The sequence below is a fragment of the Synechococcus sp. UW106 genome (assembly GCF_900474015.1).
In the GTDB taxonomy this organism is placed as follows: domain Bacteria; phylum Cyanobacteriota; class Cyanobacteriia; order PCC-6307; family Cyanobiaceae; genus Parasynechococcus.
Map to the genome: position 1 here is coordinate 18,072 of NZ_UCNV01000005.1, position 13,486 is coordinate 31,557.

Below are 13,486 nucleotides of genomic sequence, written 5' to 3' on the forward strand. Positions count from 1 at the left end.
TTGCAGTCAGCCAACTCCTGGCTAGCAGGAGAGAAAGACATTGGCCATGGCTGAACAGCCTCTTCTTCTGGCCCTCGATCAGGGCACTAGCAGCTCAAGGGCTGCACTGTTCAGTAGCTCGGGGGATCTGGTGATCAGCGCCAGTGCACCGCTGCCAATTTCCTACCCCGCTGATGGATGGGTGGAACAGGACCCGATGGCGATTTGGACCAGCCAGCGACAGGCCCTGGTTCAGCTCGACTCGAAGCTCAGCGATGGACAGCGCAAGGCGGTGGTGAGCTGCGGCATCACCAACCAACGGGAAACCACCGTGCTCTGGCGCCGCAGCAGCGGCCTCCCCTGCGGACCGGCCCTCGTCTGGCAGGACGGCCGTACCGCCGCCATCTGCGAGGCCTGGAAACAGCAGGGCCTGGAGCAGGAGTGGTGCCGACGCACGGGCTTGCTGCTCGACCCGTACTTCAGTGCCAGCAAGATCCGCTGGATGCTCGATCACTACGACGACGCCCAATCCGCCGCGGCCAGCGATGACCTCTGCTTCGGAACGGTGGAGAGCTGGCTGCTGTGGCAACTCACCGGCGGCCAGCGCCACGGCAGCGACATGAGCAATGCCAGCCGAACACTGTTAATGGATCTGGAGCAGCAGCGCTGGGTGGATGACTTCCGAACCCAGACAGGGCTACCTGCCAACGCTCTCCCGGAGCTACTGCCCTGCCGCGGTGAGTTCGGACGCATTGCATCGGATCTTCCTTTTGCAGGCCTTCCGATCCAGGCGATGCTCGGCGACCAACAGGCCGCCACCCTTGGCCAGCTGTGCTTGCAGCCCGGGGAAGGAAAGTGCACCTACGGGACGGGGGCCTTTCTGGTGATCAACACCGGCGACGTCCTCCGCCGCTCGGATGCGGGTCTGCTGAGCACCCTCGGCTGGACCGATGCCGCCGGCACGCCCAGCTTCTGCCTTGAGGGGAGTCTGTTCAACGCCGGCACTGTGATCCAGTGGCTACGTGACGGGCTGCAGATCATTGATCAGGCCGCTCAGGTCAACGACTTGGCGCTTTCGGTGCCGGATTCTGGAGGTGTGATGCTCGTGCCCGCCTTCACAGGCTGGGGGACACCGCACTGGGATCCCCAGGCTCGCGGTGTTCTGGTGGGCCTCACCCGTGACAGTGGGCGTGGTCACATCGCCCGTGCGGCTCTTGAAGGAATTGCCCTATCTGTGGCGACATTGGTGGAACTCGCTGAACAGGCCCTCGGCACCAGCCTGGGTGAACTGGCCGTGGATGGTGGCGCTGCTGCCTCCGATCCCCTCTTGCAAGCGCAGGCGGATTGCACCGGCCTGACGGTCCGGCGGCCCACCAGCCTCGAGAGCACCGCACGGGGGGTGGCGCTGTTCGCAGGACTTCAAGCCGGGGTGATCAACAACCTGGAGCAGCTCGCGACCGCGCGGAGTGACGGTGCGGAACTGTTTCAGCCACAGATGGATGAATCCCAGCGCAGCAGCTGGCGCGCACGCTGGCAGAACGCCGTGTCCAGAAGCCTTGCGTGGCATGGCTGATCAACAGGTGGACCTGCTGGTTATCGGGGCTGGTGCCAGTGGCGCGAGCGTGGCCTACGAGGCCACGCGGCGGGGCCTCAGCGTGGCCCTGCTCGAGGCCGGAGATATCGGAGGCGGCACCAGTTGCCGCAGCACGAAGCTGCTCCATGGCGGGGTCCGCTACCTGGAGCTGGCCTTCAAAACCCTGGATCTGGCCCAACTGAGGCTGGTGAGGGAAGCCCTTCTCGAGCGGAGCCACTGGTTGACACAGGCGCCCTTTCTGGCCCGGCGACTCGAACTGGCCCTGCCCACACAACAGCTCTGGGGACAGGCCTATTACCGCCTAGGGCTGGGAATGTATGACGCCCTGGCAGGTCAGAGGAGCATCGGCCACAGCCGACTGCTGTCTCAGCAGCAGATGCGTCAGGCCCTGCCGCTGATGAAGGCATGTCAAGGCGGCGTGGCCTACAGCGATGGGCAGTTCGACGATGCCCGCCTCAACCTGCTGCTGGCTCTCACGGCGGAGCAGCGGGGGGCAACCCTGCGCACCCGTTGTCGGGTGGTGCAACTGGAAACCGACGGAACGGGCCAGCTCAAGGCAGCCATCAGTGAATCCGTAACGGGCCAACGGGAGCGCTGGTGCGCCTCGGCATTCGTGAATGCCACGGGCATTCGGGCTGATGAAATCCGGCAGATGGCGGACGCTGATGCCCCCCCACGCATGCTTACCAGCCGGGGAGCACACATCGTGCTGGAACAGAACCTCTGCCCAGAGGGCCTTGGGCTTCTGGTGCCATCCACCGCGGATGGACGCGTGCTGTTCATGCTCCCCTTCCACGGCCGCACCCTGGTGGGGACCACGGATGAAGCCTGCACAAAGGAGAGCGCCACATCCCCTTCGCACGACGAGGAGACCTACCTGCTCGACTACGTGCGTGAGTGGTTTCCCCAGCTCCAACATCCGAAGGTGAGCAGCCGCTGGGCGGGGGGACGACCGCTGCTGAAGCCCGCGGACCAGGGCATGGACAGCAGCCGTGTGGTGCGGGAGCACGAGGTGGAAACCCTGGCCTGCGGCCTGGTGAGCGTGATGGGTGGCAAATGGACCACCTGCCGGCCCATGGCCGAAGACACCCTGGCCGCGGTGGAACGCCAGCTCGGCCGGCCGCTGCCCACCCCTGAACCGATGCCGCTGCGAGGGGCAGCGGAGTCCTTGCAGGCAACCCTGGACGGCCTGCAACGCCAGAAACACCAACTCGAAGCCCTGCTCCCCGACACCGCTCTAAGGGCCGCGCAAGTCGCCCATCTCCAAAGCACCTATGGCTTGGAGGCACTGGCCTTGATCGAACCCTCCGAACCCAGCCGACGCGAGCCCCTCAGCCCGGTCATCCCCCTCTGTGCCGCAGAACTGGACCACGCCATCCAGAGGGAACATGCCTGCTGCAGCAGCGATGTACTGGCCCGCCGCTGCCGTCTGGCCATGGTGGACCTGGACGATGCCGAACGGCTCAGGCCCCAGGTGGATGCCCTCCTGGATCAGGCCGGCGTCGCCGCGGGCTCCACCTCACCAATCAACCACCAGTTGAATCCATAAGGCGGAAGATTCACGAACCACTCCGCTGCAGCGGGAGGGAACTCACAACCCCACATCACCTCACGGGTGCGCGCGCCAGCCCACTCCGATAGATCAAGGCTGAGGGATGCTCCGGCTGCGGTGACATTGGCCGCCACCAGCACAGTCATCGCCTCGGTGCAGCGGAGATAAACCAGCACCCCGGGGTGGGGGCTGTGCAACAACCGGAAGCTTCCATGCCTCAGCGCTGGAAGGAGACGGCGGCAGGTGAGCATGCGCCGATGCCAGTTCAGTAACGACCCCGGCAGCTGCTTTTGCACCTCCACATTCACCACGCGGTAGTCATATCCGGGAGCTGTGATCGGTGGCAGCACCAACAGCGGATCGGGGGCGGTCGAGAAGCCACCATTGCGTGCCGGCGTCCAGGCCATCGGCGTGCGGTTGGGATCACGGTCCCTTAGACCAGGCCAATCCCCCATGCCCAGTTCATCGCCGTAGTACAGGCAAGGCATTCCAGGAAGGCTGTACAGAAGACCATGCAGCAAGCGGTTGGAGCGCGGATCGCCGTTGAGGAGGGGAGCCAGGCGTCGGTTAATCCCCCAGTTCAGCCAATGCCCCTGCCCCTGGGGCAAGCCCACCCGGATGGTCTGAATCACCTCATCGCTGATCAGATGACCATCCCCGAGCCACAGTTCATCGTGGTTGCGCAGCGGCAAAGCCCAGCGAGGACCACGCACCGCCTGCTCGGCCTGGATCAGGCACTCCCCAAGCTGCTGAGTGCGACCACTGGCAATAGCTGCGAACAGATGGGCGGTGAGAACGAAGTTGAACGCACCATGCAGTTCGTCATCCGCCAGGTATGGAGCGGCCTCTTGCACCGGCTGAATCGCCTCTCCCAGCAACAGCACGTCACGGTCATGCCGATCCACCCGTTCCCGCAAACGCTTGAGGAAGGCGTGGGTCTCCGGCAACCCTTCACAACGGCTGCCCTCTGACTCGAACAGGAACGGAACCGCATCCAAACGGAAACCGTCCACACCGCGCTCTAGCCAGAAGTCGACAACCTCCAGCATCGTGTCTTGCACCCAGGGATTCTCGTAATTGAGATCGGGCTGATGACGCAGGAATCGGTGCAGGTAGTACTGCTCGGCAACCGGATCCCACTCCCAATTCGAGGCCTCGAAGTGCCTGAACAGAACCGGTGCCTCGGCATAGCGCTTGGGGTCGTCACTCCAGACGTAAACATCCCGTTCCGGACTGCCCTGAGGAGCCCAGCGGGCTCGCTGGAACCAGGGATGAAGGTCACTGGTGTGATTGAGGACCAGGTCCAAAATCACCCGCATTCCCTGGCTGTGGGCCGCCGTGAGGAACCGATGGAATGAGGCGAGATCACCCAGATCCGGATGGATTCCGGTGAAATCAGTGATGTCGTACCCCCCGTCCCGCAGGGGAGACGGATAAATCGGCGTCAGCCAGAGGGTGTTAACCCCCAACCAACGCAGATAGGGCAACCGCGCCGCAAGCCCCTTGAAATCACCAGTGCCATCGCCATTCCCATCGGAATAACTCCGAACGATCAACTGGTAGATGACCGTCCCTGACCACCACGGAAGCTCTGGGGTCATCCCCCGGTTGCAGATTCACCACTGCTAGACCCGACTGGCCTGATCGTCAGCCCCGTGCCCCTCACCCAAACGCAACTGAGCCGGATGCAGGAGCTTGTTGGAGCTGGGCTGACCCGTCCCCTGGCCTGGCGCCAAGAGCAATTGCAACGCCTCTCAGCCCTGGTGGAGGAGCATGAATCAGAGGTGCTCGAGGCGCTCGCCGCCGACCTCGGGAAACCACCGACCGAAGCCTTTTTTGAACTGATCGCTCTGCGACAGGAACTCAAGCTCACCGGCCGGCAGCTGGAGCGATGGATGCGTCCGCGTCGGGTCGCGGTGCCCCTCTCACTCCGCCCAGGTCAGGCCAGGGTTGTGCCGGAACCACTCGGATGCGTTCTGGTCATCGGCCCCTGGAACTATCCCTTTCAACTGACGCTACGGCCGTTGATCAGTGCTCTAGCTGCTGGCAACACGGCCGTGCTCAAACCCTCCGAACACGCTGGAGCCATTGCGGATCTGATTGCGCGACTGATCCCTGAGCACTTCGAACCCGACGTGGTGCAGGTCGTCCAGGGCGATGGGGCTGTGGCTGCAGACCTGGTGGCCATGCCCTTTGACCACATCTTTTTCACAGGTGGCGGCAGCATCGGACGGAAGGTGCTGGAAGGGGCCGCTGCCCACCTCACTCCGGTAACCCTGGAACTGGGGGGCAAGAGCCCGGCAATCGTTCTCGAAGGTGCCGACCTCAAGGTGGGGGCCCGACGCTTGATCTGGGGCAAGGGGATCAATGCCGGGCAGACCTGCATCGCGCCAGACCATCTGCTGGTGGAACCCGAACTGCGTTCGCCCCTGCTGAAGGCGATGGAGGCCGCCCGAACTGAGATGTATGGCGACGACCCCCTGACCTCGAAACAGCTGGGGCAAATCATCAATGAGCGGCAGTTCAATCGGCTGGAGCAGCTTCTGGAAACAGCCAGAGGGGACGGCCGAATTCTGATCGGAGGCGAAATCAGCCGAGGGCAACGGCGCATCGCGCCCACCGTGATCCGCGTGGATGACCGCAATGATCCGCTGATGGCGGAGGAACTGTTCGGTCCTCTCCTACCGGTGCTGGTGCTCGAGAACCTCACAACAACGCTTCAGGAGATCCGCAGAGGCCCCAAACCGTTGGCGCTGTATCTCTTCGGAGGTGATGAGGCCCAGCAGCAGCAGGTGCTCACCACCACGAGTTCAGGCGGGGTCTGTCTCAACGACGTGGTGATGCAGGCCGGCGTGCCCCAGCTGCCCTTCGGCGGTGTTGGCGCCAGCGGGATGGGGAGTTACCACGGCCAAAGCGGCTTCGACACGTTCAGTCATCACAAGGCGGTGCTCAAACGCCCATTCCGGTTTGATTTCAAGCTGCGTTACCCGCCCTACAAAGTGGATCTCAATCTGCTGAGGCGGCTGGCTGGATAAAGCGAGGCGACATCCATCACATCCCTGCTGCAGCAGGTGCTCTGGGGGGCTGGCGCTTTACGTCAAGCACCGTATCTTGCAGGGATCTACCGGAGACGCATGCGCCGTACCGCTCTTGCCGCCTTTCTTCTGACGGCTTGGCTCCCTCTGTCAGCCACAGCTGCCTCGGTGACGGTGCGATCCGGCGAGACGCTCTCGGATATTGCCAACCGCTATGGGGTAAGTGTCGGCACCCTCATGCGGATGAACGGAATTCGCAACCCGGACCTTGTCGAAGCCGGTAGTCGCTTGCAAGTGCCAGGCCCCAGCGTGAAGGCGGGCTCTGGACGCCATCGCGTTAAGAGCGGCGAAACCCTCAGCAGCATTGCCGACCAGTACCGGGTCAGTGGTCGCGACCTGATGGCCCTCAACAATCTGCGCAATGCCAACCACGTGGAAGTCGGTCAAACCCTCCGACTCCCCAGCAACGCGGTCATGCCGCGCCCGGCCTTCAAGCCAGTGGCCGTAACCCCGATCACAGGAGCCACCGAACACACCGTTGCCAAAGGGCAGACCCTCACGCAGATCGCCAAGGCCTACAAACTTCCAGTGGCCAGCCTGATCAGCATCAACGAGCTAAGCGACCCGAACAAGGTGGAAGTGGGAACGCGCCTTTATCTGACGAATCCTTCCTTCCAGAAACCCATCAGCACGCAATCCCAGCCCGTACAAACCCAACCGGTGGCAACCGCCATCAAGCCAGTTGTGATGGTGAAGCCAAAGGTTCAAGCCGAGGCCAAGGCTGTGCAAACCAAGCCGGTTCAAACCCAACCACTGCAGACCAAGAAGCCTGCTCCCAAGGCCAAGCCGGTCCAGGCCGCCAAGCCCCAGCAGACCCTGGCCAAATCGGCTGACTGGCGCACCTACGGTCCGCTCCAGGTGGACTGGGCCAACTGGCAGCCCATGGGCGGCAGTCAGGTGGTGCCCACTCTCAATGCCAAGGGTCAGGCCCTGTACCTGGCCGTGAATTGTTCCGCCAAAAAGATCAATGCCACAGGTGCCGATGGGAGCTGGAAAGTCTGGGAGGCGCCGAAGAACCGGTTCGAAAAAGACTTGGTGAAGGATCGTTGCCAGGCCAAAGCCTGATTCAGGCGGCGTAATCGAGGGGCCAGGGGGAATCCAAAAATCTCCGGCCGCTCTCGCGGAGGTACAGCCTTTGAGCGCCGTCATTGCTTTCCTGAATCAACTCCTCCTGCACGAGCCGACGGGCCAACCAGGTCCAGCGGTCATGGCGTCCGGGTTCATGCAGGCCCAAGTGCTCACCCAAGCGCCGCATCTCCGTACCGTCCTGCTCCGCCAGATGGGCCAGCAGTGTTTCAACCTGTGCGGACCAATCCCGTCGTTTCGGTGCCTCCATGCAGCGATCACAACGACCACAGGGAGCCACCAACTCTCCAACGGCGAGCAACAGGGCTTGTTCTCGACACATCTCACCCTCCGCGACAGCCTCCATCCGACGCAGCTGTTGCTGCGCCAGATCCAACCGCCGACGGTCCTCCAACGCGTCACTGCCCCGGGCTGAGGCCCGCATAGCCCAACCCAAGCTGGTGCGATCTCCCGGAGAGAACAGCACATGGCAATGGGCCGGCTGGCCGTCTCTGCCGGCGCGACCTGATTCCTGCAGATAGCCCTCCGGTGTTGCTGGCAGATCAAGGTGGAGGACAAGACCGACATCTCCACGGTCGACTCCCATCCCGAATGCCACTGTTGCCACGAGGACCGGCCGCTGGTGCTCGAGAAACAGCCGTAAGGCCTGTTGCCGGGTCTGCGGATCCAAGCCGGCGTGATACGGCGTTGCAGCAACCCCTTGATCACTGAGACGTTCCGCCCACTGCTCCACGGAACGACGGGTGCGGGCATAGATCAGCGCTGCACCACGCGACCTCTCCAGCGCGTCTAACACCTGGGGCATGGGATCCCGCGGGCGCCGTTGCATCGTGTAGTGGAGGTTGTCCCGGCGGGCCGAGCTCACCTGCACAAGCGGCCGACGCAGATCAAGCAGACGAATGATGTCGGCACGCACCCGCGGGGCTGCCGTCGCGCTCAGGGCCAGCATCGGGACCCCTGGGCAGAGGCTGCGTATCTGGCCAAGGCGGCGGTAATCGGGGCGGAAATCATGCCCCCAGGCACTGATGCAGTGGGCTTCGTCCACCGCGAGGGCCACAAGACGCCCCTCCATGGCATGGCGTTCCAGCATCAGCCGGGTCTGCTCACCCTGGAGGCGTTCCGGCGCGATGTAAAGGAGACGGAGCGTGGCATCACGCAGCTGCTCCAAGGCCTGCTGGCGTCGAGCCGGATCCAGACCGGCATGCAGACAGGCCGCAGCAATCCCCCGTCGCTGCAGCGCCATCACCTGATCCTCCATCAGAGCAACCAACGGTGAGATCACCACCACCAGCCCTTCGCGCACCAGCGCTGGAAGCTGATAACAAAGCGATTTCCCGCCGCCGGTGGGCAGCACCGCCAGCGCATCCCGTCCCTCCAGCACGGCATCCACCACAGGCCGTTGCCCGGGGCGAAAGCCATCCCACCCGAAGTGGGTCTGCAGAGCACGCTCGAGCGAAGCCAGAACACACCAGATGTGGAGGCTTCAGATTATCGAGCACAAGATCTGGAGTCAGGGCATCGGTGGGGGATCCAATTGATCTGGAGCCTCCTCCACCAGCTGCAACCGCACCCGCTTTCCTCCAGCGAGCTCTCCCAGCGACACCCGTAACGTGGCGCCACTGAGGGTTTGCAGAGCGTTAAGCACATCGCGCAAGTAGGGCGTGCTACTCCCGCTTTCGACCCATAGGCGCTCCTGAAGACCGCCCAAACGCCGCCAAGAGGTGTGCAGCTTGAGTACAGCCGACTCAAGGGCCTGGGCCTGGCCGACAGCATCAGCCAAAAGGCCGAGGGCATCCAGGCGCTGGGCCTCTTGCATGGCACGGTCGAGATCCAGTTCTCCTTGCTGAAAAGCCCTCACGGCAATGCCCGACTCCGTTGCCTTGGTGATCCAACGCGCCGTGCTGGTGACGTCCTTGATGCGGTCGAGTTCGGGCTCATCGCGAAGCACCTTGCGCAGATCCTCCTGCTGCGGCTCCGGAAGCTTGGCCAATTCACGTACCAGTGGAGCCACAGCACGGGGTGGCAGCAGATTTTCCTGGGTGCGTTGACGAATCTCTTCCGGCAGCAATGGACTCGTGGCCGCCGTGAATTCATCGGTGAGACGACGCACCTGCTTTCGGGTGATTTCCTGACCTTCGTTGGCGGCCTCGGAAATCATCAGCTGAACTTCTGGAACCGCCTGGGCGGTTTCCATGAAGGCCCGCTTGGAGAACTGATTCACACTGCTCTCCTCCAGGGTGCCGTCGCTGAGCATGCTGTCGGCGGATTCCGCCAGTTGGATCAAGCCATAGGCACGGGTCTTGCTGATTTCTTGTTCCCTCAGCCACTGCAAAAAGCCAGCCCCCCGCCCCTCACCGCCACGCTTTTCCTTATCCCGCACGGCACGGAGAATGCGACCCCGCCAGATCTCAGTCTGAAGATCAAAGCGGTCGCAGACGGCCCAGGCCTGTTCCAGGCGGGCCAGAAATTCCATCGTGCTGATGTCGTCCCGCTCTGGGTCCGGCAAATCCAGTTGAAGCAGAGACGGATCGGGATCAGGTGCGATGGAACTGTTCAAAGGGACGCCAACAACGAAGGGACGACATTCTGTGACGTAGCGGTGATATGCATCCATTCAGCGAGATACGCTCCGTTTGCATCTCCTAATGCCCAGCGATGGCGATCACCCGCGGCGCCAAGGTGCGCATCAAGCGTCCAGAGTCTTACTGGTTCAACGAAGTTGGCACTGTTGCCACTATCGACACTTCGGGAATCCGCTATCCCGTTGTGGTCCGCTTTGAAAAGGTCAACTACAGCGGCCTGCAGGGCGTTGATGGCGGCATCAACACCAACAATTTCGCTGAGGCGGAACTCGAGCCGGCCTGAGGCCGTTGCCTGAACTCCCTGAAGTCGAGACGGTCCGTCGGGGACTGGCGGATCGTCTTGTCGACTTCAAAATTGCACAAGTTGAGGTCTGCCGACCGAGAGCTATAGCGAGCCCAGGAGGCCCTGAAGCCTTTGTCCATGGTCTCTGTGGCGCAACAGTGGGCGACTGGCAACGCAGGGGCAAGTACCTCATGGCATCCCTGAATCCGCATGGCGGAGTTTGGGGCGTTCATCTGCGGATGACTGGCCAATTTCAGTGGCATGAGCAGCCCACGGATCCGTGCCCACACACCCGTGTTCGCCTCTGGAACGCTGCAGATCAAGAGTTGCGCTTTGTTGATGTGCGCAGCTTCGGGGAGATGTGGTGGGTTCCTCCGGACCAGGCGGTTGAAGACGTGATCAGTGGCTTGACGAGACTCGGCCCTGAACCCTTCAGTCCAGAGTTCTCTGCCGCTTATCTGAAGCACAAGCTCAAGGGCAGCAGCCGCCCGATCAAAACAGCTCTGTTGGACCAGGCCCTGGTTGCTGGAGCTGGCAACATCTACGCGGATGAATGTCTATTCGCGTCAGGAATCGCTCCCTTCACGCCGTCGGGGCAGTTGAAGCTCGACCAACTGGAGAAGCTGCGGGATGCCTTGGTCAATGTTCTGACCATCAGCATTGGAGCCGGTGGAACAACCTTCAGCGATTTCCGCGATCTTGAAGGCGTCAATGGCAATTACGGGGGGCAGGCCTGGGTCTATCGGCGTGGAGGGGAACCCTGCCGCAGCTGTGGGACACCAATTAGCAGGGAAAAGCTATCCGGTCGAAGCACCCACTGGTGCCCACAGTGTCAGGGCTGATTGGGAAGCGAAAGCCCTCGGAGCGACTCCCGATAGGGCGGGCGAAGCACGCCGAACTCTGTGATCAACCCCGTCACCAGGTGAGCTGGTGTGATGTCGAATGCAGGGTTCCAAGCCTGGGCCCCAGGAGCCGCAACCGACACCCCTTGAACATGGGTGATCTCCTGGGCATCCCGTTCTTCAATCGTGATGGCATCCCCGTCGGGGGTGGCCAGATCAATGCTGCTGCCAGGTGCACAGACATAGAAGGGGACGCCATGGGCTCTGGCGACAAGAGCCAGGTTGTAGGTCCCGATCTTGTTGGCGACATCGCCATTGGCGGCGACACGGTCACAGCCCACCATCACGGCGTCCACCTCGCCCCGACGCATCAGCAATCCACTGGCTCCGTCGACAATCACCGTGCAGGGCACCCCCAAACAACCCAACTCCCAGGCAGACAGGGCAGCCCCTTGCAACCGAGGACGCGTCTCATCCAGCCAGGCATGACGCAAAACGCCATGGGCGTGGGCGGCTGAAATCACACCGAGTGCCGTACCAACCCCTGCAGTTGCGATCGCGCCGGTATGGCAATGGTGCAAGACCCGACACCCCTGACTCAACAAAGAAACGCCGTGGTCGACCAGCCTTTGGGTCAGCAGGCAATCCTGTCTCTGAAGCTCAGCGGCCACAACAGCAAGCGACTCGCAGTTAACCGAACCGGTGGATGCAAGGACCGACTCCATTCTTTTGAGAGCCCAGCCCAAATTGACAGCGGTAGGTCGCGAAGCTCTGAGGCCTCGTATGGCAGTCGAGAGGTCATCCCCGGCCTGCGCAGCAAGAACGACAGCCCATGCCGCAGCAATGCCGATCGCGGGAGCCCCACGGACGGCCATGGACGAGATGGCGGCAGCCACCTCGTCCCATGTCTTCAGCTGCATAAAGACAACGGACCCAGGCAGTTGTCGCTGGTCGAGCAACTCCAGGTGTGTTCCGGTCCAGCGAAGACTGGGAGGAAGGATCAATGCAGAGCGGCCTCTGTTTCCTGTATAGAAGAAGAAGGGATCCCCGGACTGTGAGGACCAGCCGAACGCAACGGGACCAACTGGTTCAGGCCATCAAAGCCCTTCACATCCGCGGATGGTGCGACGGCACAGGGGGAAATTTCAGCGTTGTGCTGCAGCATCAGCCACTGCTGTTACTGATGGCACCCAGCGGTGTGGATAAGGGCCAGGTCAGTGCAGAACAGCTAATTGTGGTTGATCAAACTCGCAAAGTCTTATCCGGAGAAGGCAATGCCAGCGCAGAAACTGCGTTGCATCTCCGCATTGTTGATGCAACTAAAGCAGGAGCTGTGCTGCACACCCATTCCGTACCGGGCACGGTCCTCTCCCGTCAGTACGAAAACGATGGAGTGATCACATTGGAGGGGTGGGAAATGTTGAAAGGACTGCATGGCATCAACACCCATGCCACCAGCGTCAACATCCCTGTGATCAGCAACAGCCAGTCCATGCAGGATCTAAGTAACGCCATCACTCCGTCGCTTGCATCAGCGCCGTGCGGATTCCTTGTGGCTGGCCACGGGCTCTACGCCTGGGGGGAAAGCCTAGAGGCCAGCAAACGACACATCGAAATTCTTGAGTTTCTACTCAACGTGAAATTGACCCAGATGATGATCAGAAATCAATCATGAACCAACACCTCCTGCTCGATATCGAAGGCACAACTTGCCCAGTCAGCTTTGTCAGCAAGATTTTGTTCCCCTTTGCCAAGCGCGAACTGAGCAGTTATGTGATTCAGAATGAACACAACGGCAATCAAAGCCAGACGATCCAGAAGGCCAAGAAAGAATGGGCGGAGGATAAATCCGTGAAGAGCGTACAACTGAAAAAGCAAGTTGATCTTCGGGAAATAAGCGAAGTGGATGCCTTAACTCAGTACCTCGAGTATCTCATCGTCATCGACAAAAAGTCGACAGCACTAAAAGACATACAAGGTGAAATCTGGGAACTTGGCTACGGCACTGGGGAAATAAAGGCCGAACTCTTCCCAGAGGCATTCGAATGCCTACAGCAATGGCATCGGCAAGGAATCACGCTATCGGTGTATTCGTCAGGGAGCATTCATGCACAGAAGCTTCTGTACAGATACACCTCGGAAGGCAATTTAGAGACGCTTTTTAGCCATTGGTTTGACACCCACACTGGACCCAAGAAAGCCTCTCAGAGCTACACCACGATCTCCACTCAGATCAACACTGCTCCTGAGAATATATGGTTTATAAGTGACAACGGAGAGGAATGCGACGCCGCAAGAAAGGCAGGGATGAAAACCCTCTTCAGCCTTCGAGACGGCAATCCTGATCAAGATCCCAGAGATCATGAGGTCATTCAATCGCTGCGAGAGGTTGGCAGGTATCTCGCAGCAAAAAAATAGACAACAAAAAAGCCACCTCTTTCGAGGTGGCTTTTTCATGGTTGGCGATGGTGAT

At 61.3% G+C, this 13,486-nt stretch carries 12 protein-coding genes; 8 read left to right on the forward strand and 4 right to left on the reverse strand.

Features of this window, described 5'->3' with window-relative positions; genetic code table 11:
• Positions 1–46: 46 nt before the first annotated feature.
• Positions 47–1,552, forward strand: coding sequence for a glycerol kinase GlpK (glpK, locus tag DXY30_RS03970; RefSeq protein ID WP_115093468.1), 1,506 nt, complete (start codon positions 47–49; stop codon positions 1,550–1,552).
• Positions 1,545–3,122 carry a glycerol-3-phosphate dehydrogenase/oxidase gene (locus tag DXY30_RS03975; RefSeq protein ID WP_115093469.1) on the forward strand — a complete coding sequence of 526 codons (1,578 nt, stop codon included), beginning with the start codon at positions 1,545–1,547 and terminating at the stop codon, positions 3,120–3,122. Before glpK ends, DXY30_RS03975 begins: the two co-directional genes overlap by 8 nt.
• On the opposite strand, the gene DXY30_RS03980 is transcribed toward DXY30_RS03975, so the two are convergent.
• A complete protein-coding gene (locus DXY30_RS03980) occupies positions 3,065–4,726 on the reverse strand; it encodes an alpha-amylase family protein (RefSeq protein ID WP_115093470.1) in 1,662 nt (553 codons plus the stop codon). The genes DXY30_RS03975 and DXY30_RS03980 overlap by 58 nt on opposite strands.
• A gap of 54 nt (positions 4,727–4,780) precedes the next feature.
• Here DXY30_RS03980 and DXY30_RS03985 point away from each other — a divergent pair, with 54 nt between their 5' ends.
• A complete protein-coding gene (locus DXY30_RS03985; protein ID WP_115093471.1) occupies positions 4,781–6,160 on the forward strand; it encodes an aldehyde dehydrogenase family protein in 1,380 nt (459 codons plus the stop codon).
• A gap of 99 nt (positions 6,161–6,259) precedes the next feature.
• A complete protein-coding gene (locus DXY30_RS03990; RefSeq protein ID WP_115093472.1) occupies positions 6,260–7,285 on the forward strand; it encodes a LysM peptidoglycan-binding domain-containing protein in 1,026 nt (341 codons plus the stop codon).
• 1 nt (position 7,286) lies between these two features.
• On the opposite strand, the gene DXY30_RS03995 is transcribed toward DXY30_RS03990, so the two are convergent.
• Both DXY30_RS03995 and DXY30_RS04000 read right to left on the reverse strand, forming a co-directional pair.
• Entirely contained in the window at positions 7,287–8,747 is a 1,461-nt protein-coding gene (locus DXY30_RS03995) for an ATP-dependent DNA helicase RecQ (protein WP_115093473.1), read from the reverse strand.
• A gap of 69 nt (positions 8,748–8,816) precedes the next feature.
• On the reverse strand, positions 8,817–9,920 hold the full coding sequence (locus DXY30_RS04000; protein WP_115022697.1) for a hypothetical protein: 1,104 nt from the start codon (positions 9,918–9,920) through the stop codon (positions 8,817–8,819).
• A gap of 41 nt (positions 9,921–9,961) precedes the next feature.
• Between DXY30_RS04000 and DXY30_RS04005 the strand changes: the two genes are divergently transcribed.
• Entirely contained in the window at positions 9,962–10,171 is a 210-nt protein-coding gene (locus DXY30_RS04005) for a photosystem I reaction center subunit IV (protein ID WP_115022698.1), read from the forward strand.
• 5 nt (positions 10,172–10,176) lie between these two features.
• Entirely contained in the window at positions 10,177–11,013 is an 837-nt protein-coding gene (locus DXY30_RS04010) for a DNA-formamidopyrimidine glycosylase (protein ID WP_115093474.1), read from the forward strand.
• Here DXY30_RS04010 and mtnA read toward each other — a convergent pair.
• Positions 11,004–12,017 (reverse strand): S-methyl-5-thioribose-1-phosphate isomerase, encoded by a 1,014-nt coding sequence (gene mtnA, locus DXY30_RS04015; protein WP_115093475.1) that lies wholly within the window; start codon positions 12,015–12,017, stop codon positions 11,004–11,006. The two genes, DXY30_RS04010 and mtnA, sit on opposite strands and share 10 nt — an antisense overlap.
• A gap of 50 nt (positions 12,018–12,067) precedes the next feature.
• On the opposite strand from mtnA, the gene mtnB reads away from it, so the two are divergent.
• Together mtnB and mtnC are read left to right on the forward strand one after the other, a co-directional pair.
• Positions 12,068–12,688 carry a methylthioribulose 1-phosphate dehydratase gene (gene mtnB / locus DXY30_RS04020; RefSeq protein ID WP_244281246.1) on the forward strand — a complete coding sequence of 207 codons (621 nt, stop codon included), beginning with the start codon at positions 12,068–12,070 and terminating at the stop codon, positions 12,686–12,688.
• Positions 12,685–13,431: an acireductone synthase gene (gene mtnC / locus DXY30_RS04025; protein WP_115093477.1), complete on the forward strand. Its 747-nt coding sequence runs from the start codon at positions 12,685–12,687 to the stop codon at positions 13,429–13,431. Before mtnB ends, mtnC begins: the two co-directional genes overlap by 4 nt.
• Positions 13,432–13,486 lie beyond the last annotated feature (55 nt).

What these genes read in the sequence shown, in the direction of transcription:
- glpK (WP_115093468.1), top strand. Translation starts at nt 47, where the DNA reads ATGGCTGAACAGCCTCTTCTTCTGGCCCTCGATCAGGGCACTAGCAGC.
- DXY30_RS03975 (WP_115093469.1), top strand. Translation starts at nt 1,545, where the DNA reads ATGGCTGATCAACAGGTGGACCTGCTGGTTATCGGGGCTGGTGCCAGT.
- DXY30_RS03980 (WP_115093470.1), bottom strand. Translation starts at nt 4,726, where the DNA reads ATGACCCCAGAGCTTCCGTGGTGGTCAGGGACGGTCATCTACCAGTTG.
- DXY30_RS03990 (WP_115093472.1), top strand. Translation starts at nt 6,260, where the DNA reads ATGCGCCGTACCGCTCTTGCCGCCTTTCTTCTGACGGCTTGGCTCCCT.
- DXY30_RS04000 (WP_115022697.1), bottom strand. Translation starts at nt 9,920, where the DNA reads ATGGATGCATATCACCGCTACGTCACAGAATGTCGTCCCTTCGTTGTT.
- DXY30_RS04005 (WP_115022698.1), top strand. Translation starts at nt 9,962, where the DNA reads ATGGCGATCACCCGCGGCGCCAAGGTGCGCATCAAGCGTCCAGAGTCT.
- mtnC (WP_115093477.1), top strand. Translation starts at nt 12,685, where the DNA reads ATGAACCAACACCTCCTGCTCGATATCGAAGGCACAACTTGCCCAGTC.